This is a genomic window from Promicromonospora sukumoe 327MFSha3.1, assembly GCF_000385135.1.
GTDB classification, from domain to species: Bacteria; Actinomycetota; Actinomycetes; order Actinomycetales; family Cellulomonadaceae; genus Promicromonospora; species Promicromonospora sukumoe_B.
Genome location: NZ_ARQM01000001.1, coordinates 145299 through 170959, shown reverse-complemented (window position 1 = coordinate 170959; position 25661 = coordinate 145299). Strand labels below are relative to the sequence as shown.

The window sequence follows — 25661 nt, the reverse complement described above, 5'->3', positions numbered from 1 at the left end:
CGGGTGGGCAGGCGTTCCTCGGGGAGACCGAGATCACCGGGCTGAGCGACAAGGCGCTGACGAAGCTGCGGCGGGACCGGATCGGGTTCGTGTTCCAGCAGTTCAACCTGTTGCCGATGTTCACCGCGGAGCAGAACATCACGCTGCCGGTCGAGCTGGCCGGCGCGACCACGGACCGGGCGTGGCTGGACACGCTGGTCGAGACCCTGGGGTTGTCGGGTCGGTTGACGCACCGTCCGGGTGAGCTCTCCGGTGGTCAGCAGCAGCGGGTCGCGATCGCGCGTGCGCTGATCGCGCAGCCGGACGTCGTGTTCGCGGACGAGCCGACGGGCAACCTGGACTCGCGTTCGGGTGCGGAGGTCCTCAGCTTCCTGCGGCGTTCGGTGCGGGAGCTGGGTCGCACGATCATCATGGTCACGCACGACCCGTCGGCGGCGGCGTACGCGGACCGGGTGGTGCTGATCGCGGACGGCCGGATCGCGGGGGACATCAGTGACCCGACGCCGGAGTCCGCGATGGCGGGGCTGGACGCGCTGCGCACCCTCGAGCCCGCCGTCACCACGGCACCCCGGACGGGTGCGTGATGTCGAACTCCTTCCCCACCGCGCGCCTCACGTGGGCGCAGATGCGGCGCAGCACCGGCCGGCTCACGGCCGCGGGCGTCGCGATCCTGATCAGTACCGCCTTCGTCACCGTCACGCTGCTGGCCGGCGGCGTCATCAACGGCACCACCCACGACATGGTCGCGGCCGGCTACGCGCAGGCCGACGTCGTCGTGTCCTCGTCGGGCACGGAGACCGACGGGATCGCCGAGACCGACATCGAGGCCGTGGCGGCGCTCGACGGCGTCGCCGCCGTCCAGCCGGTCACGACCTGGTTCGGCGACCTGCGCAACGGCGGCAAGGGCGGCTTCCAGATGTTCGCCCCGGTCCCCGCGGACCCGAGCCTTTCACCGCTGGAGCTCGCCGACGGCGCCTGGCCGTCCGGCACGGGCGAGGTGGCGCTGTCCACCAAGGTCGCCGAGCGGATGGACGTCGGCGTGGGCGACACCGTGACGGTGAACCGCACCGTGTACCCCGACGGCTGGGCCGAGAGCGAGTCCGACGACCCGGCCGCCGAGCTCGGCGAGCCCGAGGACGTCACCGAGACGCTGACCGTGACGGGAATCGCCGACGACCCCTACGGCGCCTACACCCCCTACGGCGGCGCCGCCGCGGTCCCGGCCGCGACGCTCGACGCCTGGAGCGCGGCCGAGCCCTACAGCGACCCGGTCACCGAGCTGCTCGTCGCGCTCGACACCCCGCTGCGGGGCGACGAGGTCCCGGCCGCGCTGAGCGAGGCGGTCCAGGGCGCGTTCTCGGCCGACGCCGGCGAGGTGACCGTCCAGACCACCGAGCAGGTGGCGACGGAGCAGACCGCCGCGCAGACCGGCGGGCAGGACCTCGTGTTCCTCGTGTTCGTCCTGACCTTCGCCGCCATCGCGCTGCTGATCGCGGCCATGGTCATCACCAACACGTTCCAGGTGCTGGTGGCCCAGCGCACCCGCACCCTGGCGCTGCTGCGCTGCATCGGGGCGGGGGCGGGGCAGCTCTACCGCAGCGTGCTGCTGGAGGCCGCGATCCTCGGCGTCGTCGCGTCGGCGGTGGGCATCGTGGTGGGCGCCGCGCTCGCCCAGGTGGCGCTGCTCGTGGCGCCGTCGTTCGACCTCGGCGTGCCGCTGCCCACGACCATCACCCTGACCTGGCAGGCGGTGCTGCTGCCGCTGGCCGTGGGCGCGGGCGTGACCGTCCTGGCGGCGCTCGCCCCGGCCCGCTCGGCCACCCGGGTCGCCCCGCTGGCCGCTCTGCGCCCCTCGGACGCGCCCACGCTGCGTGCCCGCACCGGCCGGGCCCGCCTCGTGATCTCGCTCCTGTGCGTGATCGGTGGCTTCGCGGGCCTCGCGGTCGGCGTGGCCCTCGGCATGGGCGGGTCGCCGCAGTTCGGCCTGATCGCGGCCGTGGGCGGCGGTTCGCTCGCGTTCTTCGGCGTGGTGCTGAGCGCCGTGCTCTGGCTGCCGCGCGTCGCGGCGGGCCTCGGGGCGCTCGTGGCCCGCACCGGCCCGGCGGCCCGCCTCGCGGTCGCCAACACGCTGCGCAACCCGCGGCGGACGGCGGCGACCTCCACGGCGCTGCTGATCGGCGTCACGCTGGTCACCATGATGTCCACGGGGGCCGCGAGCGCCCGGATGTCCGCGGACAGCCTGCTCGACGAGACGTTCCCGTACGACGTGAGCGCGTCGCCGTCCGACGAGAAGTACGTCGACGACGTGCGGGAGGCCGTGGCCGGCACCGACGGGGTCACCGACACCGTGCTGGTGACCAACGCGAACGTCACGCTCGCCGGGGTGGAGGACATGTCGATCGCCGCCGCCGACCCGCACGACCTCGCCGCCGTGGTGAACGTCGCCGAGGAGGCGGAGCGCCTGGAGGACGGTTCCATCCTGCTGACGCAGGACGCGGCGGACTCGCTGGACCTCGGCGAGGGTGACACCGCCACGGTCGAGGGCACGGACGGCGCGGTCGACCTGACGGTCGTGATCACCACGGCCGACCCGCTCAGCAGCATGATCACGGCCGCCGACCTGGCCCGGGTCGCCCCCGAGGACCAGTGGAGCGACGTCTGGGCGCACATCGACGGCTCGGACCCGGCGGCCGCGCTGACGGACGTGCAGAACGCCGTGGCAGAGGTCGACGGCGGGGCGTTCGTGATGGGCCCCGCGGCCCAGGCGGCGCAGTTCCGGCAGGTCGTGGACGTGATCCTCGGCATCGTGGTGGGCCTGCTCGCCGTGGCCGTCGTGATCGCCCTGATCGGCGTGACCAACACGCTGTCGCTGTCGGTCATCGAGCGGACCCGCGAGTCCGCGACCCTGCGGGCGATCGGGCTGGGCAAGGACCAGCTGCGCGGCATGCTGGCGGTCGAGGGCATGCTGATCGCCGGGGTCGGCGCGATCCTCGGCATCGTGCTGGGGCTCGTGTTCGGCTGGGCCGGTGCGGCCACGGCCCTGTCGCTGATGGGCGACGTGCGGTACGCCGTGCCGTGGCTCGACATCACGCTGGTCCTGGTGATCGCCCTCGTCGCGGGCCTCCTGGCCTCCGTGATCCCCGCGCGGGCCGCGGCCCGGACGTCGCCGGTGGCGGCGCTCGGGGTGGAGTGACGGGAGCGCTGGTCGGGCTGTCCGGGCCCGACCAGCCTCAGTCCTCCGACATGGTGCGCCGGTCCCCCACCGCGCCCTCGGCGTTCGGGAACGCGAGCGAGCCCGCGCCGACCCACCACTCCAGCACGTCGTAGGTGAGCCGCCCCGCGACGACGGAGGGGTCGCCGTCGGACAGCCGGGCGGCCTCGGCGGGGTCGCACGCGAAGATCGACATGCCGCGGTAGGCCGGGTCGCTGCGCAGGTCGAAGGGCCCGTTCACGACGAGCAGCCCCCGGCGCCGCAGGTCGGCGCGGTAGGCGAGGTGCCGCGCCTGGAGCGCGGTGAGGTCGTCGTCGCTGATGGCGGGGGCGCCGGGCGGGCGCCGCAGGACCACGACCGTGTACACGTCGAAGGCGTCCGGGACGTCGGGGTCGCTCGCCATACCTTCAGGCTACTGACGCCCAGCGTTCCCGGCCTCCGGCGGAGCCCAGTCCCCACCGCACGCCCCGCACGGCCAGGGAGCCGGCGGGTCCGCCCAGGGTTCGGCTGAACCAGGTCTCGACGCCGAGTTCGGTGCGCGCCCAGACGGGCAGCAGCGCCACGGACCCGGCGGCGAGCAGGCGGTAGGGGCCGCGGGCGACCCGGGGCAGCGGGGGCTCGCGCAGCAGGAAGTGCGCGGTGTCGAGCGCCTCGGGCGTGGCCACGAGCTCGTCGCGGTAGGACCGCAGGCACGCGGACAGCTCGGCGACCGACTCCGGGACCTCCTCGGCGCCGAGTGCGCGGGCCACCCGGCCGGACTGCGCCACGTACTCGTCGGCCTCGGCCGCCGTCAGCGGCTGCTCGCCGTAGCGCTGGTGGGCCGCCAGGAACGAGTCGGCCTCGGCGACGTGCACCCACGTGAGCAGGTGGGGGTCGCTCGCGCGGTACGGGCGGCCGTCGGGGGCCCGGCCCCGCACGCGGTCGTGCACGGCGCGCACCCGGTCGATCATCTCCTGGGCGTGCTCCTCGGTGGCGAACGTGGTGGTCGCGAGGAACGTGGAGGTGCGGGCGAGCCGCCCCCAGGGGTCGCCGCGGTAGCCGGAGTGGCCCGCGACGCCCGCCATCGCCAGCGGGTGCAGCGACTGGAGCAGCAGCGCGCGCAGCCCGCCCGCGAACGTCGCCGAGTCGGCGTGCACGCGGCGGATGGGGCTGCCGGGCGGGAACCAGCGCGGGCCGGGCGTGAGGTGGATGCGGTCGCGCGCCTCGAACCCGCCCGGCCCGGCCACGCGGGTGAAGAGGGCGTCGCCCATACGGGCACGCAGGCGTTCGACGGGACTGGTGACGGCCGGCATCTCGTCAGTATCCGCCCGCCGGGCCTCAGGCGGCGCCGAGGTGCGGCATCTGGTCCAGGCGTTCGAGGATCACGCCCTCGCGCAGCGCCCAGGGGCAGATCTCCAGCTCGGTCAGGTCGAAGACGTCCATGCAGGCCTCGGCCACCAGCGCGCCGGGCACGATCTGGTGGGTGCGGCTCGGCGAGACGCCGGGCAGCTCCGCCAGGTCGGCGGGGGCCATGGCGGTCAGCTCCCCGATCCGTGCGCGCAGGTCGTCGAGCCGCAGGGCGCGCGGCACCAGCGGGCCTTCGCCCGCCGGGGCGGCGCCGCAGATCCGGGCGAGCGAGCGGAACGTCTTGGACGTCGCGGCCGCGCGGTCGGGCCGCCCGGAGCGCAGCAGGCTCCCCGCGTTGCGGGCGATGTCGGCGCGCAGGTCGCGGCGCAGGGCGTGCAGCGCCTCGTCGGTGGGCCCGGCGCCGTCGGGCCCGGCGCCGAAGTGCGTGCGGGCCAGGCGGGCCGCCCCGAGCGGCAGCGACCAGGCGGCGTCGGGCGCCTCGTCCGAGCCGCCCGCGATCTCCAGGGACCCGCCGCCGATGTCGAACACGGCCAGCCGCCCGGCCGACCAGCCGAACCAGCGGCGCACGGCGAGGAACGTGAGCCGGGCCTCGTCCGCGCCGCTGAGCACCTCCAGCCGCACCCCGGTGCGCTCGTGCACGGCGCGCAGCACGGCCTCGGCGTTCACCGACTCGCGGACGGCGGACGTCGCGAACGCCAGCGTCTCCGCGCAGCCCCGCTCCTCCGCCACGCGCACGGCCTGGGCGGTGAACTCCACCAGGGCGTCCACGCCCGCCTGCCCGACGGCGCCGGCGTCGTCCAGGTGCTCGGCCAGCCGCAGCGGCTCCTTGTACGAGGAGGCAGGCAGCGGCGCCGCGCCGCCGTGGGCGTCGACCACCAGGAGGTGCCCTGTGTTGGAACCGATGTCGAGGACGCCCAGACGCATGGACCGAACGCTACCCCTGCGCGCACCAGCGGTCGGCGAGCGTCTCGGCGCCGCGGGCCAGGAGGGCGACGTCCGCCCCGGTCAGCACGAACGACGCCCCCGCGTCCAGGTAGGCCTGGGCCACGGCGGGGTCGAAGGCGTTGACGCCCACCGGCTTGCCCGCGGCGCGCACGGCCTCGAACGTCCGGTGCACGGCGGCGGTGACGGCGGGGTGGGTCTGCTGCCCGAGCACGCCCATCGAGGCGGCCAGGTCGGAGGGGCCCACGAAGACGCCGTCCACCCCGTCGACTCCGGCGATCAGCGCCGCGTTCTCGACGCCCGCGACGGACTCGACCTGGACGAACAGGGACACGTGCCCGTCGGCGTCGGCCAGGTAGTTCTCGACGCGGTTCCAGCGCGCGCCGCGGGACAGCGCGCTGCCGACGCCGCGCACCCCGCGCGGCGGGTAGCGCACGGCCCGCACCACCTCGTGGGCCTGCTCGGCGCTGTCGACCATGGGCACGAGCACGTTCTGCACGCCCAGGTCGAGGAGCTGCTTGAGCACCACGGCATCGCCCGACGGCGCCCGCACCACCGGCGTGACCGGGTACGGGGCGACCGCCTGGAGCAGCGCCGTGATCGTCTCCAGGCCGATCGGCGAGTGCTCGCCGTCGATCAGGAGCCAGTCCAGACCGGACCCGGCGCAGATCTCCGCCACCAGCGGGCTGCCGGTGCAGACCCACATGCCGGCCTGGGGCCGGTCGGCGGCCTCGAGACGGTCGCGGAACGTGGGCGGCAGGCTCAGACGAATCGGCACGTGACGGTCCCCAGCTCTCGGTAGTCGGCCAGCACGGTGTCCCCAGGCTCCACCCACATGGGCCGCGTGAAGGAGCCGGCCAGGACGATCTCCCCGGCCTCCAGCACGTCGCCGTGCCGGGCGAGCTTGTTCGCGAGCCAGGCCACGCCGGCCGCGGGGTGGTTCAGCACGGCGGCGGCGACGCCCGACTCCTCGATGGTCTCGTTGCGGTACAGCAGCGCCGCGGCCCAGCGCAGGTCGGTCTCCCCCACGCGCACGGGGTTGCCGCCGTGGACCATGCCGCCCATGGCCGCGTTGTCGCTGATGGTGTCGACGATGGTGCGGCCCGCCATCTCGACGCGCGAGGACAGGATCTCCAGCGCGGGCACCACGTACTCGGTCGCGCGCAGCACGTCGAACACCGTGGCGTGCGGCCCGGCAACCCGCTCGCCGAGGACGAACGCGAGCTCCACCTCGACCCGCACGTTCGAGAACCGGGCGTGCTCGATCACCGACCCGTTCTCGTGCACCATGTCCGCGAAGATCGCGCCGTAGTCGGGCTCGGTGATGCCCGTGGCGGCCTGCATGACCTTCGAGGTGAGCCCGATCTTGCGGCCCACCGGGCGGCGTCCGGCCTCGATGCCGCGCCGGCGCCAGGTGTTCTGCACGGCGTAGGCGTCCTCGACGGTCATGCCGGGATGCCGCGCCGTCAGGAGCGGCACGGTGGTGCGCTCCGCCTCGGCGCGGGCCAGCTCGTCGGCGATCGCAGTGATCGTCGCGTCGTCGAGCGTGCGGCCCTCTGCCGCTGCGCCGCCCGCCCGCCCCGTCACAGCTGGTGCCCCAGCTTGTACTCGCCCTGCTTCCAGGAGGGCAGAGCCTCGGCGTCGTCGTCCGGGCGCGTGTACGAGAACCCGTCCGCGCCGATGGTCACGGCCATCTCCGAGGTGTCGGTGCGGGCCACGACGGGCTGCGGCACGCCGTCCAGGTCGAGCACGGGCGAGGCCTCCGTGTACCAGGAGGGCACCACGGGGTTGCCCCACCAGTCGCGGCGCTGGTTGTCGTGCACGTCCCAGGTGACCACGGGGTTGTCGGGGTCGCCCGTCCAGTAGTCCTGCGTGTAGATCTCCACGCGGTGCCCGTCCGGGTCGCGCAGGTACAGGTAGAACGCGTTGGAGACGCCGTGCCGGCCCGGGCCGCGCTCGATGCGGTCCGACAGGCGCAGGGCGCCGAGCTTGTCGCAGATCGCGATGATGTTGTGCTTCTCGTGCGTGGCGAACGCGACGTGGTGCATGCGCGGGCCGTCCCCGCCGGTCATCGCCGTGTCGTGCACGGTGGGCTTGCGGCGCAGCCACGCGGCGTAGGTGGTGCCCTCGGCGTCCTGGATGTCCTCGGTCACGCGGAAGCCGAGGTCCTCCATGAACCTCACGGCACGCGGCACGTCGGGCGTGACCTGGTTGAAGTGGTCCAGGCGCACCAGCGCGCCGGGGGTGTGCAGGTCGTAGCGCCAGGCGAGCCGCTCGACGTGCTCGACGTCGTAGAAGAACTCGTACGGGAACCCGAGCGGGTCCACGACCCGCACCGAGTCGCCGATGCCCCGGGTGAAGCCCTCGGGCGCGCGCCGCACCTCGCAGCCGAGCTCGGTGTAGAACGCGACCGCCCGGTCCAGCTCCTCCGGGCTGCGCACCCGGTAGGAGAACGCGGCGACGGCGGCCACGGGCCCCTGGCGCAGCACCAGGTTGTGGTGGATGAACTCCTCGATGCTGCGCAGGTAGACGGTGTCGTCGTCCTCCTCGGTGACCACCAGGCCGAGCACGTCTACGTAGAAGTTCCGGGAGGCGGCCAGGTCGGTGACCACCAGCTCCATGTACGCGCAGCGCAGGATGTCCGGCGGCGGCGCGGTGGGCGTGGGGATATCAGGCATCGCGTCAGGCTCCCTTGCCGAACGTCGGGTGGTGGGCCGCGCCGAGGGTGACGTGCACGGCCTGCTGGTGCGTGTAGAAGTCGATGGAGCGGTAGCCGCCCTCGTGGCCCAGGCCCGAGGCCTTGACCCCGCCGAACGGCGTGCGCAGGTCGCGCACGTTGTTGGAGTTGAGCCAGACCATGCCCGCCTCGATCGCCTGGCTGAACGTGTGGGCGCGCCGCAGGTCGTTGGTCCACACGTAGGCGGCCAGCCCGTACCGCACGCCGTTGGCCAGCGCGAGCGCCTCCTCGTCCGTGTCGAACGGCGTGATCGCCACGACCGGACCGAAGATCTCCTCCTGGAAGATGCGCGCCGTGGGCGGCACGTCGGCGAAGACGGTCGGCGCCACGTAGTTGCCGGCCGGGAAGCCCTCGGGCCGCCCGCCGCCCGCGACGAGGCGCCCCTCGCCCTTGCCGATCTCGATGTACGACATCACCTTGGCGTGGTGCTCGGGGTGCACCAGGGCACCCACCTCGGTGGCGGGGTCGTGCGGGAGGCCCACCACGACGCGCCGCGCCTGGGCGGCGTACCGCTCGACGAACTCGTCGTAGACCGCGCGCTCCACGAGGATGCGGCTGCCCGCGGTGCAGCGCTCGCCGTTCAGGGAGAAGACGCCGAAGATCGTCGCGTCGATCGCGGCGTCCAGGTCGGCGTCGGCGAAGACGACGGCGGGCGACTTGCCGCCCAGCTCCATGGACAGGCCCTTGAGGTGCGGCGCGGCGTTGGCGAAGATCGTCTCGCCCGTGCGGCTCTCCCCCGTGAACGAGATCAGCGGCACGTCGGGGTGCTTCACCAGCGCGTCGCCCGCTTCTTCGCCCAGGCCGTTGACCAGGTTGAACACGCCCTGCGGCAGCCCGGCCTCCGCGAAGATGCCCGCCCACAGCGACGCCGACAGGGGTGTGAACTCGGCGGGCTTGAGCACCACGGTGTTGCCGGTCGCGAGCGCCGGGCCGAGCTTCCAGGACTCCAGCATGAACGGCGTGTTCCAGGGCGTGATCAGGCCCGCGACGCCGATCGGCTTGCGGTTGACGTAGTTGAGCTGGCGGCCGGGCACCTTGAACGCGTCGTCGGTCTGGGCCACCACCAGGTCGGCGAAGAACCGGAAGTTCTCGGCGGCCCGCCGCGCCTGGCCCAGCGCCTGCGTGATGGGCAGGCCGGAGTCGAAGCTCTCCAGCTCGGCGAGCCGCGCGTCGCGGGACTCGACGATGTCGGCCACGCGGTGCAGGATCCGCGAGCGCTCGCGCGGCAGCATCCGGGGCCACGGCCCGTCGGTGAACGCGGCGCGCGCGGCGGCGACGGCGCGGTCGACGTCGGCCGCCCGGCCCGCCGCGGCCTTCGCGTAGACCTCGTCGGTCACCGGGTCGAGCACGTCGAACGTGCCGCCGTCGGCCGAGTCGACGAGCTCGCCGCCGATGTAGTGCCGGATGCTGCCGGGCAGGTCGGCGGGCACCCGGGTGGGCTGGTCGGTCACGGTGCCTCCGTGGGTCGGGTCGGGTGGTGCGCGGCGCCGTCGCCGCGCGAGTCGAGGAAGGCCTGCATGGTGGCCCAGCGGTGGTCCCGCGCGGCGATCTCGATCTCGAGCGGGTCGGCGCGGCGGGCGATCAGGTCGAGGATGTGGGCGTGCTCGGCCACGGAGTCGTGCGCGCGCCCTGGCACGAACGCGAACGTGGAGTCGCGCAGGCCGGAGAGCTGCGCCCAGCCGCGGTGCACCATGTCGAGCAGCAGGGCGTTGGGGCACGACTCGAACAGCACCGAGTGGAACTGCCGGTTCAGGGCCGTGAAGGCGTGCGGGTCGAAGTGGTCGAGCAGGGCGCGCAGCCGGTCGTTCACCTCGGCGGCCCGGTCGAGGTCCGCGGCGGAGATGGCGGGCGCCGAGAGGCCGGTCGCGGCGCCCTCGACCACGCCGAGGGCCTGCATGGCCTCGACGTAGCCCCGCTCGTCGATCATCGCGACGCTCGCCCCGACGTTGCGCTCGAACGTGACCAGGCCCTCGGCCTCGAGCCGCCGGATGGCCTCGCGCACGGGGACCACGCTCATGTCGAGCTCGTCGGCGACGCCGCGCAGCACCAGCCGGTAGCCCGGCCCGAGGTCGCGGCGCGCGATCCGGTCGCGCAGGTAGGTGTAGGCCACCTCGGACTTGCTGGCCGTCACCGGGACTCCCGCCATTCCTGGTAGCGGGCGAGCCATTCCGGGTTGGGCGGGAACAGCCCGTCGATCGGGTGGCCGGCCGCGACCTGCCGCGCCACCCAGGCGTCCTGCTCCTCCTGGGCAAGGGTCGCCGCGGCGACCTCGGCCACCAGGTGCGGCGGGATGACGACGACGCCGTCGGCGTCACCCACCACGACGTCGCCGGGCAGCACGGTCGCGCCGCCGCAGGCCACGGCGACGTCGGTGTCCCAGGGCACGTGCCGGCGGCCGAGCACGGCGGGGTGCGGGCCCCGGCTGAAGACGGGCAGGCCGGTGTCGGCCACGGCGTCGAAGTCGCGCACGCCGCCGTCGGTGACCACGCCCGCGGCGCCGCGCACCTGAGCCCGCAGCGCGAGCACGTCGCCCAGGGTGGCGGAGCCGGTCTCGCCGCGGGCCTCGATGACGATCACCTCGCCGGGGCCGACGGTGTCGAACGTGCGCTTCTGCGCGTTGTAGCCGCCGCCGTGGGTCGCGAACAGGTCGGCGCGGTACGGCACGAAGCGCAGCGTGCGGGCGCGGCCGACGAGCGTGGCGCCGTCGACGTTGGGGCGCACGCCCTCGATGATCGCGTCGTCCAGGCCGCGCTTGCGGAGCTGGGCCGAGAGCCCGGCGACGGGCGTGCGGCGCAGCAGGGCGGCGAGCTCGTCGGTGAGCACGAACGGCTCGGGCCCGGGCGGCAGCCCCGCCGCCTCGGCGCTGCCCCAGGCGTCGGCGCGCTGGGCGTCGTCGACCCGGGGCCCGGCGCCCACGTCGGCGAACGGCACCTCACCCTGCACCACCGTGGTCACCAGCCGGCCCGACGACGGCGCGCCGGGCGCCGTCGGGGCGTCCACCTCCACCTCGACCACGTCGCCGGGCACCACGACGCTGGACCCGGCGGGCGTGCCCGTGAGGATCACGTCGCCGCGCTCCAGCGTGAGGTGCTGGGACAGGTCGGCCACGAGCTGGGCGAACGGGAAGAGCAGGGCGTCCGGGCCGGTGGAGTCCTCCTGCACGAGCGAGCCGTTGACCCAGGTCCGCAGCCGCAGCGCCGCAGGATCCACCGCCCGCGCGTCGATCACCTCGGGCCCCAGCGGCGTATACCCGTCGCGGCCCTTGGAGCGCACGTTGGAGCCCTTGTCGGCCCAACGCAGGTCGTAGACGCCCAGGTCGTTCGCGGCGGTGACCGCGGCGACGTGCCCCCACGCCTCCTCGACGGTCACGTACCGGGCGGGCTCGCCGATGACCAGCGCGATCTCGCCCTCGAAGGCCAGCAGCTCGGTGCCCGCCGGCCGCTCGACGACGCCCCCGCTCACGCCGAGCGAACTGGTCGGCTTGAGGAAGTAGGACGGCGCGGCCGGACGGCGCCCGCGCTGGTCGGCGCGGGAGGCGTAGGCGAGGTGGACGGCGACGATCTTGCCGGGCCGCCGGGACAGCGCTTCGGTACCCATGAGCTCCCTTGCTCCCTGGTGCTTCGTATCACAGATCGTATATGGTCGGGATGGGCCCGGCAACGTCGCCGACCACGGGCAGAAACGGACGAACGATGCAGTTCCACCACCACGGCTACGTGTCCGGCGACCCGCGCGTGCAGCCCGCCGCGGGCTACGGCGTCGACCGCCCCGCCGAGCTGCCGGACGAGGTCGACGTGCTGGTCGTCGGCAGCGGCCCGGCGGGCATGATCGCGGCCGCGCAGCTCGCGCAGTTCCCCGGCATCCGCACGCACGTGGTGGAGCGCCGCGCCGGGCGCCTGGAGATGGGCCAGGCCGACGGCATCCAGGCGCGCAGCGTCGAGACGTTCCAGGCGTTCGGGTTCGCGGAGCGGATCACCGCGGAGGCGTACCGGATCACCGAGATGGCGTTCTGGAAGCCGGACCCGGCCGACCCGCACCGCATCGCGCGCGCCGCCGTGCCGCCCGACGACTCCGACGGCATCAGCGAGTTCCCGCACCTGATCGTCAACCAGGCCCGGGTGCTCGACTACTTCGCCGAGGTCGCGGCGCGCGGCCCGGCCCGCGTGACCCCCGACTACGGCCTGGAGGTCACCGGGCTCACGGTCCCCGAGGCCCCCGGCGCGCCCGTCACCGTCACCCTGCGGCACACCGCCGGACCGCACGAGGGCGCCGAGCGCACCATCCGCGCCGGCTACGTGATCGGGGCCGACGGCGCCCACTCCGCCGTGCGGCAGGCCATCGGGCGCAAGCCCGTGGGCGACCGGGCCAACCACGCCTGGGGCGTGATGGACATCCTGGCGGTGACCGACTTCCCGGACGTGCGCACCAAGTGCGCCATCCAGTCGCACGACGGCGGGTCCATCCTGCTCATCCCCCGCGAGGGCGGGTTCCTGGCCCGGTGGTACGTCGACCTCGGCGAGGTGCCGCCCGGCGGGAGCGCGCGCGTGCGCGCCACGACGCTGGACGAGGTGATCGTGCGGGCGAACCGGATCATCCACCCCTACACGCTCGACGTGAAGGACGTGCCCTGGCACAGCGTCTACGAGGTCGGCCACCGGGTCACCGACGGGTTCGACGACGTGCCCGCCGAGCACACCGGCGCCCGCACGCCGCGCGTGTTCCTGACCGGCGACGCCTGCCACACGCACAGCGCCAAGGCCGGGCAGGGCATGAACGTCTCCATGCAGGACGGCTGGAACATCGCCTGGAAGCTGGCGCACGTGCTCACCGGCCGCGCGCCCGAGGCGCTGCTGGCCACGTACTCCGCGGAGCGACAGGTCGTGGCCCAGGAGCTCATCGACTTCGACCGCGAGTGGTCGCGCCTCATGGCGACCCGGCCCGAGGACCTGCCCGACCCGACGTACCTCGAGGACTTCTACGTCAAGACCGCCGAGTTCCCGTGCGGCTTCATGACGCAGTACCAGCCGTCCATGATCGTGTCCGGCGCCGCGCACCAGCACCTGGCGACGGGCTTCCCGGTCGGCAAGCGGTTCAAGTCGGCCCCGGTCGAGCGCGTGGCCGAGGGCAACCCGGCGCACCTGGGCCACCACGCCCGCGCCGACGGGCGGTGGCGCGTCTACGCGTTCGCCGACGCCGCCGCCCCGAGCGAGGCCTCGGCCCTGCGGGACTGGGCGCACTGGCTGAGCACCGCGGACGACTCGCCCCTGCTGCGGCACACGCCGGCCGGCGGCGACCCGGACGCCGTCCTCGACGTCAAGGTCGTCTACCAGCAGGACCACCTGGGCGTGGAGTTCGCCGACGTGCCCGAGGTGTTCCGGCCGAAGGTCGGCCCGTTCGGGCTGGTCGACTACGAGAAGGTCTACGCGACCGACCCGGACCACGACATCTTCGACCTGCGCGGCGTCGACCGCGGCGGCGCCGTCGTCGTGGTGCGGCCCGACCAGTACGTGGCCGCCGTCCTGCCCCTGACCGCGACCGACGACCTCGCGACGTTCTTCGCCGGAGCCCTGCTCCCGCAGGGGTAGTGTGTGCCGTGTCGAGGCGGATGCCACCGCCTGCGCTCGAAAAAGGGGCGCGCGACGGGCTCCTGGCCGGGCCCGCCCGGGACACATACGGACCGCACCACTCATCCGTCACTGTTTCCCTGGAGGCCCCGTGCCCACCGTGTCCGCCCATGTCGCCCGTACCGTCGCCCGCCACGTCGACCACGTCTTCGGCGTGATGGGCAACGGCAACGCCTGGTTCCTCGACGCCCTGGAGCGCTCGACCACGGCGCGGTTCACCGCCGTCCGCCACGAGGCCGGCGGCGTCGTCGCCGCCGACGCGCACTTCCGCGCGTCGGGCCGCATCGCCGCCGCGACCGCCACCTACGGCGCGGGCTTCACCAACGCGCTGACCGCGCTGGCCGAGGCCGCCCAGGCCCGCGTGCCGCTCGTGCTGCTCACGGGCGACGAGCCGACGTCGGGGCCGCGCCCCTGGGACGTCGACCAGATCGCCCTGGCCGCAGCCGTCGGCGCGCGCACCTATACGGTGGGCCGCGCGGACGCCGCCGCCACGAGCGTGATCGCCATCGAGCACTCCCTGACCTACCGGGTGCCCGTGGTGCTCGCGATCCCCTACGACGTCGCCGCCCTGGACGCCGGGCCGGTCCCGGACGCGCCCGAGCCCGTGCTGCCGGCGCCGCTGGTCCCGGCCGGCCCCTTCGACGCCGCAGCCATCACCGACCTCGCCCGGCACCTCGCGGAGGCCGAGCGCCCCCTGCTGCTCGCGGGCCGCGGCGCCTGGCTCGCCGGGGCCGGCCCAGCGCTGGGCGAGCTCGCCGAGACCACCGGCGCCCTGACCACCACGACGGCGCTCGGCCGCGGCGTCTTCCCCGACGGCCGGTACGACCTCGGCGTCGCGGGCGGGTTCGGCGCCCACGACGCCATGGAGCTGGTGCGCCAGGCCGACGTCGCCGTCGTGCTCGGCGCATCCCTGAACCAGTTCACGATGCGGTTCGGCGAGCTGTTCGCCCCCGGCACGCGCGTGGTCCAGGTGGACATCGCGCCCGCCGCCACGCACCGGCACGTGGGCGGGTTCGTCCGGGGCGACGCCGCCCTCGTGGCCCGCGCCCTGGTGGACGAGCTGCACGCCCTGGGCGCCAAGCCCTCCGGCTGGCGCGAGACCGTCGACGTCGCCGGCGCCCGCACCTACGAGACCGGCCCCGCCGACGGGATCGCGCCCGACGGGCGCCTCGACCCGCGCAGCGTCGCGCACCGCCTGGCCGGGCTGCTGCCCGCCGACCGCGTCGTCGTCTCCGACGGCGGGCACTTCATCGGCTGGGCCAACATGTACTGGCCCGTCGCCTCCCCCGACCGCATGGTCATGGTCGGCACCGCCTACCAGTCCATCGGGCTGGGCTTCCCGAGCGTCGCGGGCGCCGCCGCCGCGCTGCCCGACGCCGCCGTCGTGCTCACCACCGGCGACGGCGGCGGGCTCATGGCGCTGGCCGACCTGGAGACCGCGGTGCGCACCGCGCGCGGCCGCGGCATCGCCGTCGTCTGGAACGACGCCGCCTACGGCGCCGAGGTGCACGTGTACGGGCGGCAAGGCATCACCGAGGAGCCCATGCTCATCCCCGAGGCGGACTTCGCGGCGCTCGCCGGAGCCGTGGGCGCCGAAGGTGTCGTGGTGCGCTCGCTGGCCGACCTGGACCGCGTGGCGGCCTGGGCGGCCGAGCCCGTCGCGGACCGCCCGTTCCTGCTCCTGGACTGCCGCATATCGGGCGACGTGGTGGCGCCGTACCAGGAGGAGATCCTGGCCGCGAACCGCGCCCGCTGAGCGCCTGACCTCAGGAAACGGGACCAAGGTCCCGTCCCGGCGGGGCCGCCGACTCTGCCGCGCGCGGGCGGGTCGGCGCGATGGTGGTGACAGGCGCCGGAAGACGTCCGGCGTACCACCTGGAGGACATCATGAGCTCCGTCAGCCACAACCCCGCCGAGTGGGCGCACGGGTCCGCCGCGCAGAGTCAGGCCGCGGCGACCACGCACGTCACGAGCGAGGCCGTCTCCCGGTACGCCTTCGCGGGCGTCCGGCTGCTGCTCGCCGTCGAGTTCCTGTGGGCGTTCGGCGACAAGCTCTTCGGCTGGGGCATGGCGACCCCGTCCGACGCCGCCTGGATCAGGGGCGGCTCCCCGACCGAGGGGTACCTGGGCGGCGTCCAGGGCTCCTTCGCCGGCTTCTTCAACTCCATGGCCGGCAACCCGGTCATCGACTGGCTCTTCATGATCGGCCTGCTCGGCATCGGCCTGGCGCTGGCCCTCGGCATCGGCATGCGGATCGCCGCCGGGGCCGGGGTGGTGCTCCTGCTGCTGATGTGGATGGCGTCGCTGCCCCTCGACAACAACCCGTTCGTGGACTACCACCTGGTCTACGCGGTCCTGCTGATCGGCCTCGCCGCGTTCCTGGCCGGCGACACGATGGGCCTGGGCCACTGGTGGTCCCGGACCTCGATGGTCAAGCGGTTCCCCTTCCTTCGATGACGACCTGGCCCGTGGTGCCCGTCCCGGTGGTGAACCGGACGGGCACCACGACTACGGTGGGAGACATGGAGGTGCGCGTGTTCCTCGTGGACGACCACGAGGTGGTGCGGCGCGGCGTGGCCGACCTGCTGGAGTCCGAGCCGGGCGTCCGCGTCGTGGGCGAGGCCGGGACCGCCCGGGAGGCGCTGGCCCGGGTGCCCGCGGCCGAGCCCGACGTCGTGGTGCTGGACGTGCGCCTGCCCGACGGCGACGGCGTCACCGTCTGCCGCGAGCTGCGTTCGCGCATGCCGGACCTGGCCTGCCTCATGCTCACCTCGTTCGCCGACGACGAGGCGCTGTACGACGCGATCCTCGCCGGGGCTGCCGGCTACGTGCTCAAGCAGGTGCGGGGCACCGACCTCGTGGAGGCGGTGCTGACGGTCGCGGCGGGCGGGTCGATGCTCGACCCGCGCGCCGCGGCCCGGGTCATGCAGCGGCTCCGCGCGGAGGCCCAGAACGAGCCCGACCCGCTGGCGCAGCTCACCGACCAGGAGCGCCGCATCCTCGGCCTGATCGGGCACGGCATGACCAACCGGCAGATCGGCAGCGAGCTGTTCCTCGCCGAGAAGACGGTCAAGAACTACGTGTCCAGCATCTTCGCCAAGCTGGGCCTGGAGCGCCGGGCCCAGGCGGCCGTGCTGGCCGACCGGCTGGAGCAGCAGGACAAGCGGCGCGGCCCGTGACGGTCACGAGCCCAACGCGTCGTCGTCGGGCATCGGTACCCGCCACTCCAGGCGGGTGCCGGTCTGCACGGCGGACGGGGTCGCGGGCCCGACCACCAGCACGCCGCCCGACTCGGCGGCGCGCCGGGCGAGGTTGAGCAGGCCGCTGCGGGCCACGCCCGCCGGGATGCCGACGCCGTCGTCGCTCACCGTGAGCACCACGTCCCGGCCCACCGCGAGCCGGACCTCGGCCTGGGAGGCGTGCGCGTGCCGGGCGACGTTCGACAGGGCCTCGCGCAGGACGGCGACGACGTGCTCGGCGACGTCGGGCGGGACCAGGGTGTCCACGGCGCCCTCGAAGCGCAGCCGCGCGGTGAACCCGAGGGCGGCGGCGGTGGCGTCGACCTCCGTGATCACGCGGGAGCGCAGGCCCACCCGGCGGGCGCTCGCGCCGCGCGGCACCTCCCCGGACTGCAGGCGGTAGATGGTGGTGCGCACCAGCGCGATGGTCTCGTCCACCTCGTCGACCGACCGGGCGAGCTGCTCGGCCATCTCGGGGGTCGCTCCGCGGGCCACGCGCTGGAGCGACAGGCCCGTCGCGTACAGCCGCTGGATGGCCAGGTCGTGCAGGTCGCGGGCGATGCGCTCCCGGTCGCGCAGCAGGGTGACCCGTTCGGCGTCGGCCCGGCCCTCGGCGAGCTCCAGGGCCACGGCCGCCTGGCCCGCGAAGGCGCTCAGCGCCTCCACCACCACCGAGGAGAACGGCGGCCGGCCGGCCAGGCGCGCCGCGATCAGCACGCCCCGGGAGGTTCCCGTCTGCCCGATGGGCCAGACGGCGAGCGGGCCCAGCTCGCCCGACAGCTCCAGCGCCAGGCTGGCGCGGTCGTCCGCGGTCACGTCGTCGGTCACCATCGGCACGCCCGTGCGGAACGTCAGGGCGGCGAAGGTGCCGTCGGCGGCGAGCACCGACCCGACCTGCGCCTCCGTGTCGAGCCCGGAGGCCGAGGACAGCACCAGGCGCCCGGTCACGGGGTCCGGCACGGCGATCGCCGTGACGTCGGCGTCCGCCACCTCCCGCGCCTCGCTGCCCACCAGGGTGAGCACGTCGTGCGGCGAGGAGCCGGCCAGGACCTGGCGGGAGATCCGGTCGTTCGCCCGGGCCCAGCGCTCACGCAGCCGCGCGACGTCGTACAGGCGGGCGTTCTCGACCGCGACGCTCGCGGCCGCCGCGAGCGCCTCCAGCACCCGCTCGTCCTCGGCGGTGAACTCTCCCCCGCCGCGCTTGTCGGTGAGGTAGAGGTTGCCGAACGGGGAGCCGTGCACCCGCAGGGGCACCCCGACGAAGGTCCGCATGGGCGGGTGGTGGGCGGGGAAGCCGACCGAGGCGACGTGCGCGGAGATGTCCGGCAGGCGCAGCGGCACGGGGTGGCGGATGAGCTGGCCCAGCACGCCGTGCCCGGTGGGGTACGGGCCGATCGCGGCGACCTCGGCGGCGGTCATGCCGACCGTGAGGAACCGGCTGATCCGGCTGTCGGCGTCGAGCAGCCCGAGTGCGCCGTAGCGGGCGTCGACGAGGGAGACGGCGGCCTCGACGATGCGGTGCAGCACGGTCTCGACGTCGAGCCCGCGGCCCACCCCGACGACGGCCTCCAGCAGCACGTCCGTGCGGTCGCGCGGCGCGTCCACCGGGTCCATCGGCACCTCCCGATGTTCGGTCCGTGCCCCCCGTGGCCACGGTAGCGCGTCGGTGGCGTGGCGGGCACGGGGGACCTTGGTCCCTGGACGGCCGGGCCTCCCGGCTCTGCCGGGCGCGCGCGGCCCGCTGATGTCCTGGTGCCCAGACCGGAGCAGACGTGAGGAGACGATCATGAGCATCACCTGGTACCGCGGCATCGTCGTCGGGGTCGACGGCTCCCAGGAGAGCCTGGCGGCGCTGGAGTGGGCGGCCCGTGCCGCCGACGTGCACGAGGCCCGCCTGACGGTCGTCGCGTCGCACGCCACGCCCGCCACGCCCGCGCCGGGGTTCGGCGACGCGGCGCGGGAGGCGCAGGACGAGGCCCGGCACGCCGCGGACGCCGCCCGTGCGCGCCTCGGCGGCCACCGGCCCGGTGGGCGGGACCTGGAGGTCATCATCCTGCCGGGCACGGCCGCGCACGTGCTGAGCCAGCGCGCCCGGACCTGCGACCTGGTCGTGGTGGGCCGCCGCGGCCTGGACGGCCTCGACCGCCTGCTGGTCGGCTCGACCTCGTCGGCGCTGGCGGCGTCGTCCACGGGTGCGGTGGCGGTGGTCCCGGCCGGTGCCGCGACCGGCGACCCGTACCGGATCCGGGTGGGCGTGGCCCACGACGACGAGCCCGACGTGCTGGGGGCCGCGTTCGCGGAGGCCGCGGCGCGGGACTGCGCGCTGGAGGTGGTGCACGTGACGGGCAGCGACCCGGTCACCTCGGCGCTGCTGAGCATGGACCCGGTGGCCGCGTCGTGGCACGACGCTGCCCGGACCGACCTGGCCGACCAGGTGGCGCGGTGGTCGGAGAAGTACCCGCAGGTCGCGTGCACGCTGGTGATCCGTCGCGGCTCCCCGGCGGTCGCGCTGCTGGAGGACCTGACGCCGGACCACCTCGTGGTGGTCGGCGGCCGCCGGCACCCGTCCGTGGTGGGCCGCATGCTCCGCAGCGTGCCCGACGCCGTGCTGCGCGCCGCGCCGTGCCCCGTCCTGGTGGTGCACGTCGGACAGCCGGAGGAGTGACCGGCCTGCGTGGATTCGCGCATGTTTGCGGGAGGTCTTGTCACCGGCTAACGGTTCGGCGCGGCGGCAACGTAGCGTCTGCACCGTGAGAGCACGAGCTGGGGCCGTCGCCTGCGCGGCCGCGTTGCTGTTGACCGCCTGCGGCCCGGACCCGAGCGGCGGGCTGCGGGACGCGCTGGAGCGCGACTACCCGCCGGCGCCCCGGCAGGGGCTGCCCGAGGCGGGAGCGGACCGGTCGGCCGACGTCGACCCCGTCGCCGACCTGGCCCGGCCGCGCTGGCTGCGCGACACCGCCGAGCGCACCGGCATCCCGCGGCGCGCGCTGGCCGCCTACGCGGGCGCGTCCCTGCGGCTGGCCGAGACCATGCCGCAGTGCGGCCTCGGCTGGAACACGCTCGCCGGGATCGGCGCCGTCGAGTCGATCCACGGCAGCTACCTCGGGGCGAGCGCCGACGACGACGGCCTGGTGAGCCCGCCGATCATCGGCATCGCCCTGGACGGCAGCGAGGGCGTCATGGAGATCCTCGACACCGACGGGGGCGAGCTCGACGGCGACGTGCGCTGGGACCGCGCCGTCGGCCCCATGCAGTTCATCCCGACCACGTGGGCCGACTTCGCCCAGGACGGGAACCTGGACGGCCGTACCGACCCGCACCAGATCGACGACGCCGTGCTCACCGCCGCCCACTACCTGTGCGAGAGCGGCGGCGACCTGACGAGCGACGACGGCTGGCAGGCGGCGCTGGCGACCTACAACCGGTCCGTCTCCTACGCCCACGACGTCGCGGACCTGGCCACGTCCTACGGCCAGGAGCCGGACGCCGGGGAGCCGGGCGCGTAGCTCAGCGCCCCGGCAGCTCCCGCCCGATGAGCCGGACGATCGCCACCTCGGTCGCGTGCGCCATGTCGACCGAGCCGGGCTCCAGCAGCCACTGGAGCTGCAGGCCGTCCATGGTCGCCACGATGACGCGGGCGGTCGTGGCGACCTCCACGTCGTCCGCCACCTCCCCGAGCGACCGGGCCTCCTCCAGCGCCTCGACCACCAGGGCCAGCAGGCCCTGGTACCGGTCGCGGAAGTAGTCCTGCGCGGGGTGCTCCGCGGTCACGCTCTCCGCGGCGAGCACCGTGTACAGCCGCACGATGCCCTCGCGCTCCGTGTTGCGCCGCGAGGTCTCCACCAGGTGCCGCAGGAACGCCAGGCCGTGCGGGCGCTCGCTGCCGAGCTCCTCGATGTCGGTCGAGTCACGCAGGTCGAGCACGCCGGTGAGCAGGCCGGCCTTCGACGAGAAGTAGTGCAGCACCCCGGCCTGGGTCAGCCCGACGCGCGCCGAGATCTCCGCGAGCGACGCGCTCTGGTAGCCGCGCTCCGCGAACGTCTCCATGGCGATGCGCAGGATCTCGGCCCGGCGCTCCGCGGGCGGACGCCGCGTCCGGACGGCCCCGGGTTCTCGTGTCATCCGAGCGAGTCTACGGACCTCTGTCCCGGGTCCCGGCCGGGTACGGGAAACTGCTACCTACCGAGCACTTGGTAGGTAGGGGTAGGCTCGCCCCACATTCCACCCATCGAGGGAGTCGCAATGACGCGCACCACCCGCACCGGGTCCATCCGGACGACACTCGCCACGCTCGGCGTCCTGGCCCTCGCCGCCGCCGGGATCGCCCCGGCGGCCGCCTCGGGCGCCGCCGCACACGCCGACACGGCCCAGGCCGCCGCCCCGACCAGCGCCCGGGTCTGGGTCACCACCGCCGACGGCGGCCGCAAGCTGACCGACGGCGGCACGCTCGCCTTCGACACGGGCCCGCAGGCCACCGACATCCGCGTCAGCCCGGACCAGGTGTCCCAGCGGTTCACCGGCGCGGGCGCCTCGGTCACGGAGGCGTCGGCCGCGCTGATCAGCGGCCTGCCCGCCGGCACCCGCGACACGCTGCTGCGGTCGCTGTTCTCCCGCTCCGGCGACGGCATCGGCCTGAACTACCTGCGCCAGCCGCTCGGCAGCACCGACTTCAACTCGGGCGGCTTCTACACCTACGAGGACACCGCGGGGCAGTTCAGCATCGCGCGCGACCAGCAGCAGATCCTGCCCGTGCTGCGCCAGGCGCTGGCGGTCAACCCGAACATCCGGTTCATGGGCAGCCCGTGGTCGCCGCCGGCCTGGATGAAGTCCGGCGGCTCCCTGAACGGCGGCAGCCTGCGCACCGAGAACTACGACGAGTACGCCGACTACCTGGTCCGCGCGATCCAGGCGTACGCGCAGCAGGGCGTGACACTCAGCGACCTCACGGTGGCGAACGAGCCGCTGTTCGCCACGAGCTACCCCTCGCTGAGCATGTCGGCGGCCGAGCAGGCGCAGTTCCTGCGGGTGCTCGACGCGCGGCTGACCAGCGCCGGGCTGGGCACGCAGATCTTCGCCTACGACCACAACTGGGACCGCCCCGACTACCCGCTGGAGGTCTTCTCCGGCACGCAGGGCATCTCCCGCGTGGTCGGCGCCGCGTTCCACTGCTACGGCGGCTCCCCCGAGGCGCAGGCGCAGGTCGTGGCTGCGGGCAAGCGGGTCTACTTCACCGAGTGCTCCGGCACGGACAGCGACGACGCCGCGAACACGTTCGGGGACACCCTGGTCTGGCACGCCGAGAACCTCGTGGTGCGCAACATGCGCAACGGCGGCGAGACGACGATCAGCTGGAACCTCGCGCTGGACCAGAACGGCGGCCCGCACCAGGGGCACTGCGGCACGCGCTGCAACGGCGTGGTGCAGATCGCCGGCGGCGACGTCACGCGCAACGCCGAGTTCTACGTGCTGGGCCACCTGACCAAGTTCATCGACGCCGGGGCCCGCCGCATCGGCTCCACCAGCGAGCAGTCCGGCGGCCTGCAGAACGTCATCTACCAGAACCCCGACGGCACCCGCGTGGCGTACGTCGTGAACGCCTCCTCCGGCAGCCGCACCTTCTCGATCACCGACGAGGGCCGCTCCCTGACCCACACGCTGCCCGGCCGGTCCGTGGCCACCTACACGTGGGACCCGCAGACCACGACCACGCCCGCCGACCCCGACCCGGCGTCCTGGTACCAGGTGGCCTCGACCGCGAGCGGCAAGTGCCTCGACGCCGCCGACTGGGGCACCGCCGACGGCACCGGCCTGCAGCAGTGGGCCTGCGGCGACGCGGCCCAGGCCAACCAGCGCTGGCGGTTCACGCCCACCTCGGGCGGGTACTACCAGGTGACCAACCAGCACGCGGGCAAGGCCTGGGACGTCGCGGGCGGCCCGGGCGCCACCGGGAACGGCGTGGCCGTCCAGCTCTGGTCGTACGTGGGCGGCACCAACCAGCAGTGGCGCCCGACGACGACGGCCGCCGGGGTCACGTTCACCGCCCGGCACAGCGACCGCTGCCTCACGCTCGGCACGCCGGCCGGGTCCGACGGCACCCGGTTCACGCAGCAGCCGTGCACCGGGTCCGCGGCCCAGACCTTCCGGCTCACCCGGGTGGGCTGACTCGGGCCGCCGCGCGCACGCGGACCACGGCCGTGGCGCCGACCACGGCCACGGCGGCCGCGAGCGCCGCGGCGGCCGTCGGGGCCGAGTACGGCGTACCGCCCCAGCGCTCGACGGCGATCCAGGACAGGCCCCAGGCGATGGCCAGGGCCACCGCGACAGGCCCGTTGCCGCGCACGGCCAGGACGACGCCGATGACGCCGACCACCGCGAGGACGCCGACGGCCCACCAGTCGGCGGCGAGCCCGGCGCCGTCGAACCCGGCGCTGGTCAGCGCCGCGGCGATGTTGGCGGCCGTGGCCACGCAGACCCAGCCGAGGTAGATGCCGAGCACGCCGTCGACCAGCACGCGGTCGAGCACCCCGGCGGCGCGGGTGCGCAGCAGGATCAGGAAGACCCGGACGAGCAGCGTGAGCAGCGCGGCGATGACCAGCACGCTCACCCAGAGCCACCCGGCCTGGACCACCAGGATCCACGCCGCGTTGAGCAGCATGGTGCCGGCGACCGGGAGCCGCAGGCGGCGCTGCCGCTCCTGCGCGGCCGGCGTCGGCGCGTCGAACCACTGCAGCAGCGTGTACCCGGCGAGCCCGACGTAGACGACGGTCCACACCGAGAACGCCGCGGACGCCGGCGCGAGCAGCGTGGCGTCGGTGTCCAGCGCTCCCCCGGCCGCCGCGTTGACGGACGTGCCACCGAACACGCCTACGCCGATCATGGAACCGATGACGCAGACCACGAAACTGACGGTGACGACGATCCGCCTGACCAGGTCGTGCGACGTGCTCTGTGCCATGAGCCCTCCTCGGATGGGCCGGGCGGCCCCCAGTACCTGCCCCAGCAAGCAACCGCCCGGCGAATATGCCTAGCCTATCTAGTAAATCGCTCGGCTTCACGTTTTGGAGAAAGGTTGGTGTCGTCCCATGCCCCGAGTACTCGTCACCGGAGCCACCGGATACATCGGCGGGCGGCTCGTGCCCGAGCTGCTGGCCGCCGGGTACGACGTCCGCGTGCTGGCCCGGCACCCCGAACGGATCGCCTCGCGGGAGTGGTCGGGCGACGTGGAGGTGGTCGAGGGCGACGCCACCTCGCGCGACGACCTGCGGCGGGCGCTCGACGGCGTCGACGTCGCCTACTACCTGATCCACGCCCTGGGGGCCGGGCCCGGGTTCGCCGAGCGCGACCGCAGCACCGCCCGCGGCTTCGCGGTCGTGGCGCGCGAGGTCGGCGTGGGCCGGGTGGTCTACCTCGGCGGCCTCTACCCGGACGGCGAGAAGCTCTCGCCCCACCTGGAGTCCCGTCGCGAGGTCGAGCAGATCCTGCTCGACGGCGGCGCCCCCACCGTCGTGCTGCGAGCCGCGGTGATCCTCGGCTCGGGCAGCGCCTCGTTCGAGATGATGCGCTACCTCACCGAGCGACTGCCGGCCATGGTCGCGCCGCGCTGGATCAACAACCGGATCCAGCCCATCGCCGTGCGCGACGTGCTGCGCTACCTCGTGGGCGCGGCGTCGATCCCGGCCGAGGTCAGCCGCGGCTTCGACATCGGCGGGCCGGACATCCTCACCTACCGCGAGATGATGCAGCGCTACGCCGCCGTCGCCGGGCTGCGCCCGCGCCTGATCCGCGCCGTCCCGGTGCTGACCCCCGGGCTGGCCAGCCTGTGGGTGGGCCTGGTGACGCCCGTGCCGCCGGGCATCGCGCGGCCGCTCGTCGGCTCGCTGGTGCACGAGGTCGTGGCCGAGGAGGACGACATCAAGCAGTACGTGCCCGACCCGCCCGAAGGCCTCATCGGCTTCGACGAGGCGGTCGCGCTCGCCCTGACCCGCATCCGGGACCTGGACGTGCGCACGAGCTGGGTGTCCGCCTCGACGCCGGGGGCGCCGTCCGACCCCCTGCCCGACGACCCCGACTGGGCCGGCGGGAGCCTGCTGGTCGACGACCGCTCCAGCCGCGTCGACACCACGAGCGAGGCGCTGTGGACCGTGATCGAGGGCATCGGCGGCGCTCACGGCTGGTACTCCTGGCGGCTGGGCTGGGTGGCGCGCGGCCTCATGGACCGACTCTTCGGCGGGCCCGGGCTGCGGCGCGGCCGCCGCCACCCGCACCGCCTCGCCGCGGGGGACGCGCTCGACTGGTGGCGGGTCGAGAGGATCGAGCCCGGCCGCCTGCTGCGGCTGCGCGCCGAGATGCGTCTGCCGGGCCTGGCCTGGCTGGAGCTGTCCGTCGAGGACGCGGACGATGCCCGGCCGACCTTCCGCCAGCGCGCCGTCTTCCTGCCGCGCGGGCTGCCCGGCCAGCTCTACTGGTGGGCGATCAGCCCGTTCCACGGCATCGTGTTCGGCGGCATGCAGCGCAACATCGCCCAGGCCGCCGCCCACGCGGCGCGGGCTGGATGACCGGCA

Annotated in this window: 22 protein-coding genes; 10 read left to right on the top strand and 12 right to left on the bottom strand. The window is 74.5% G+C overall.

Annotated elements, in window-relative coordinates; translation table 11 throughout:
- Both H291_RS28125 and H291_RS0100725 read left to right on the top strand, forming a co-directional pair.
- Positions 1–584 (top strand): ABC transporter ATP-binding protein (locus H291_RS28125; protein ID WP_020013058.1); only part of this gene is annotated, 584 nt, incomplete at its 5' end.
- Positions 584–3193: an ABC transporter permease gene (locus H291_RS0100725; protein ID WP_020013057.1), complete on the top strand. Its 2610-nt coding sequence runs from the start codon at positions 584–586 to the stop codon at positions 3191–3193. The genes H291_RS28125 and H291_RS0100725, both read left to right, overlap by 1 nt.
- 37 nt (positions 3194–3230) lie before the next feature.
- On the opposite strand, the gene H291_RS28120 is transcribed toward H291_RS0100725, so the two are convergent.
- The 9 genes from H291_RS28120 to H291_RS0100680 are packed head-to-tail and all read right to left on the bottom strand — an operon-like array spanning position 3231 to position 11834.
- On the bottom strand, positions 3231–3614 hold the full coding sequence (locus H291_RS28120; protein ID WP_020013056.1) for a YciI family protein: 384 nt from the start codon (positions 3612–3614) through the stop codon (positions 3231–3233).
- Positions 3615–3618: 4 nt separating this feature from the next.
- A complete protein-coding gene (locus H291_RS0100715; RefSeq protein WP_033325236.1) occupies positions 3619–4503 on the bottom strand; it encodes an oxygenase MpaB family protein in 885 nt (294 codons plus the stop codon).
- Between the two features lie 25 nt (positions 4504–4528).
- A complete protein-coding gene (locus H291_RS0100710) occupies positions 4529–5482 on the bottom strand; it encodes a Ppx/GppA phosphatase family protein (RefSeq protein WP_020013054.1) in 954 nt (317 codons plus the stop codon).
- A 10-nt stretch (positions 5483–5492) separates the two neighbouring features.
- Entirely contained in the window at positions 5493–6278 is a 786-nt protein-coding gene (locus tag H291_RS0100705) for an HpcH/HpaI aldolase family protein (RefSeq protein ID WP_020013053.1), read from the bottom strand.
- The gene (locus H291_RS0100700) at positions 6263–7087 is read right to left on the bottom strand and encodes a fumarylacetoacetate hydrolase family protein (protein ID WP_020013052.1); all 825 of its coding nucleotides are present in this window, start codon (positions 7085–7087) and stop codon (positions 6263–6265) included. Before H291_RS0100700 ends, H291_RS0100705 begins: the two co-directional genes overlap by 16 nt.
- Positions 7084–8178, bottom strand: coding sequence for a 3,4-dihydroxyphenylacetate 2,3-dioxygenase (hpaD, locus tag H291_RS0100695; protein WP_026365244.1), 1095 nt, complete (start codon positions 8176–8178; stop codon positions 7084–7086). Before hpaD ends, H291_RS0100700 begins: the two co-directional genes overlap by 4 nt.
- Positions 8179–8182: 4 nt before the next feature.
- Positions 8183–9688, bottom strand: a complete 1506-nt coding sequence (hpaE, locus tag H291_RS0100690; protein ID WP_020013050.1) for a 5-carboxymethyl-2-hydroxymuconate semialdehyde dehydrogenase — start codon at positions 9686–9688, stop codon at positions 8183–8185.
- Positions 9685–10383: a GntR family transcriptional regulator gene (locus H291_RS28115; protein WP_033325234.1), complete on the bottom strand. Its 699-nt coding sequence runs from the start codon at positions 10381–10383 to the stop codon at positions 9685–9687. The genes hpaE and H291_RS28115 overlap by 4 nt, the downstream gene beginning before the upstream one ends.
- On the bottom strand, positions 10365–11834 hold the full coding sequence (locus H291_RS0100680; RefSeq protein WP_020013048.1) for a fumarylacetoacetate hydrolase family protein: 1470 nt from the start codon (positions 11832–11834) through the stop codon (positions 10365–10367). The genes H291_RS28115 and H291_RS0100680 overlap by 19 nt, the downstream gene beginning before the upstream one ends.
- Positions 11835–11929: 95 nt before the next feature.
- Between H291_RS0100680 and H291_RS0100675 the strand changes: the two genes are divergently transcribed.
- The 4 genes from H291_RS0100675 to H291_RS0100660 all read left to right on the top strand — a co-directional run bounded on the left by H291_RS0100675 (position 11930) and on the right by H291_RS0100660 (position 17040).
- Positions 11930–13822, top strand: coding sequence for an FAD-binding monooxygenase (locus tag H291_RS0100675; RefSeq protein ID WP_020013047.1), 1893 nt, complete (start codon positions 11930–11932; stop codon positions 13820–13822).
- Between the two features lie 130 nt (positions 13823–13952).
- Positions 13953–15617 (top strand): thiamine pyrophosphate-binding protein, encoded by a 1665-nt coding sequence (locus tag H291_RS0100670; protein ID WP_020013046.1) that lies wholly within the window; start codon positions 13953–13955, stop codon positions 15615–15617.
- A gap of 131 nt (positions 15618–15748) precedes the next feature.
- The gene (locus H291_RS0100665; protein WP_020013045.1) at positions 15749–16318 is read left to right on the top strand and encodes a hypothetical protein; all 570 of its coding nucleotides are present in this window, start codon (positions 15749–15751) and stop codon (positions 16316–16318) included.
- On the top strand, positions 16315–17040 hold the full coding sequence (locus H291_RS0100660; RefSeq protein WP_020013044.1) for a response regulator: 726 nt from the start codon (positions 16315–16317) through the stop codon (positions 17038–17040). Before H291_RS0100665 ends, H291_RS0100660 begins: the two co-directional genes overlap by 4 nt.
- Before the next feature lie 3 nt (positions 17041–17043).
- Here the strand turns inward: H291_RS0100660 and H291_RS0100655 are convergent, their stop codons facing one another.
- Positions 17044–18714 (bottom strand): sensor histidine kinase, encoded by a 1671-nt coding sequence (locus tag H291_RS0100655; RefSeq protein WP_020013043.1) that lies wholly within the window; start codon positions 18712–18714, stop codon positions 17044–17046.
- A 172-nt stretch (positions 18715–18886) separates the two neighbouring features.
- Between H291_RS0100655 and H291_RS0100650 the strand changes: the two genes are divergently transcribed.
- Both H291_RS0100650 and H291_RS0100645 read left to right on the top strand, forming a co-directional pair.
- On the top strand, positions 18887–19765 hold the full coding sequence (locus tag H291_RS0100650; protein ID WP_020013042.1) for a universal stress protein: 879 nt from the start codon (positions 18887–18889) through the stop codon (positions 19763–19765).
- A gap of 85 nt (positions 19766–19850) precedes the next feature.
- A complete protein-coding gene (locus tag H291_RS0100645; RefSeq protein ID WP_157236631.1) occupies positions 19851–20606 on the top strand; it encodes a lytic transglycosylase domain-containing protein in 756 nt (251 codons plus the stop codon).
- A 1-nt stretch (position 20607) separates the two neighbouring features.
- On the opposite strand, the gene H291_RS0100640 is transcribed toward H291_RS0100645, so the two are convergent.
- Positions 20608–21222 (bottom strand): TetR/AcrR family transcriptional regulator, encoded by a 615-nt coding sequence (locus tag H291_RS0100640; RefSeq protein ID WP_020013040.1) that lies wholly within the window; start codon positions 21220–21222, stop codon positions 20608–20610.
- A 120-nt stretch (positions 21223–21342) separates the two neighbouring features.
- On the opposite strand from H291_RS0100640, the gene H291_RS0100635 reads away from it, so the two are divergent.
- Positions 21343–23262: an RICIN domain-containing protein gene (locus tag H291_RS0100635; RefSeq protein ID WP_020013039.1), complete on the top strand. Its 1920-nt coding sequence runs from the start codon at positions 21343–21345 to the stop codon at positions 23260–23262.
- On the opposite strand, the gene H291_RS0100630 is transcribed toward H291_RS0100635, so the two are convergent.
- Positions 23246–24055 carry a hypothetical protein gene (locus tag H291_RS0100630; protein WP_020013038.1) on the bottom strand — a complete coding sequence of 270 codons (810 nt, stop codon included), beginning with the start codon at positions 24053–24055 and terminating at the stop codon, positions 23246–23248. The genes H291_RS0100635 and H291_RS0100630 overlap by 17 nt on opposite strands.
- A gap of 127 nt (positions 24056–24182) precedes the next feature.
- On the opposite strand from H291_RS0100630, the gene H291_RS0100625 reads away from it, so the two are divergent.
- Positions 24183–25655: an SDR family oxidoreductase gene (locus H291_RS0100625; protein WP_020013037.1), complete on the top strand. Its 1473-nt coding sequence runs from the start codon at positions 24183–24185 to the stop codon at positions 25653–25655.
- Positions 25656–25661: the final 6 nt, after the last annotated feature.

Coding starts and splice junctions, on each gene's coding strand:
- H291_RS0100650 (WP_020013042.1), top strand. CDS start 18,887: ATGAGCATCACCTGGTACCGCGGCATCGTCGTCGGGGTCGACGGCTCC.
- H291_RS0100725 (WP_020013057.1), top strand. CDS start 584: ATGTCGAACTCCTTCCCCACCGCGCGCCTCACGTGGGCGCAGATGCGG.
- H291_RS0100625 (WP_020013037.1), top strand. CDS start 24,183: ATGCCCCGAGTACTCGTCACCGGAGCCACCGGATACATCGGCGGGCGG.
- H291_RS0100660 (WP_020013044.1), top strand. CDS start 16,315: ATGACGACCTGGCCCGTGGTGCCCGTCCCGGTGGTGAACCGGACGGGC.
- H291_RS0100675 (WP_020013047.1), top strand. CDS start 11,930: ATGCAGTTCCACCACCACGGCTACGTGTCCGGCGACCCGCGCGTGCAG.
- H291_RS28120 (WP_020013056.1), bottom strand. CDS start 3,614: ATGGCGAGCGACCCCGACGTCCCGGACGCCTTCGACGTGTACACGGTC.
- H291_RS0100715 (WP_033325236.1), bottom strand. CDS start 4,503: ATGCCGGCCGTCACCAGTCCCGTCGAACGCCTGCGTGCCCGTATGGGC.
- H291_RS0100640 (WP_020013040.1), bottom strand. CDS start 21,222: ATGACACGAGAACCCGGGGCCGTCCGGACGCGGCGTCCGCCCGCGGAG.
- H291_RS0100680 (WP_020013048.1), bottom strand. CDS start 11,834: ATGGGTACCGAAGCGCTGTCCCGGCGGCCCGGCAAGATCGTCGCCGTC.
- H291_RS0100635 (WP_020013039.1), top strand. CDS start 21,343: ATGACGCGCACCACCCGCACCGGGTCCATCCGGACGACACTCGCCACG.
- H291_RS0100630 (WP_020013038.1), bottom strand. CDS start 24,055: ATGGCACAGAGCACGTCGCACGACCTGGTCAGGCGGATCGTCGTCACC.
- H291_RS28115 (WP_033325234.1), bottom strand. CDS start 10,383: ATGGCGGGAGTCCCGGTGACGGCCAGCAAGTCCGAGGTGGCCTACACC.
- H291_RS0100655 (WP_020013043.1), bottom strand. CDS start 18,714: ATGGACCCGGTGGACGCGCCGCGCGACCGCACGGACGTGCTGCTGGAG.
- hpaD (WP_026365244.1), bottom strand. CDS start 8,178: ATGCCTGATATCCCCACGCCCACCGCGCCGCCGCCGGACATCCTGCGC.
- H291_RS0100710 (WP_020013054.1), bottom strand. CDS start 5,482: ATGCGTCTGGGCGTCCTCGACATCGGTTCCAACACAGGGCACCTCCTG.
- H291_RS0100665 (WP_020013045.1), top strand. CDS start 15,749: ATGAGCTCCGTCAGCCACAACCCCGCCGAGTGGGCGCACGGGTCCGCC.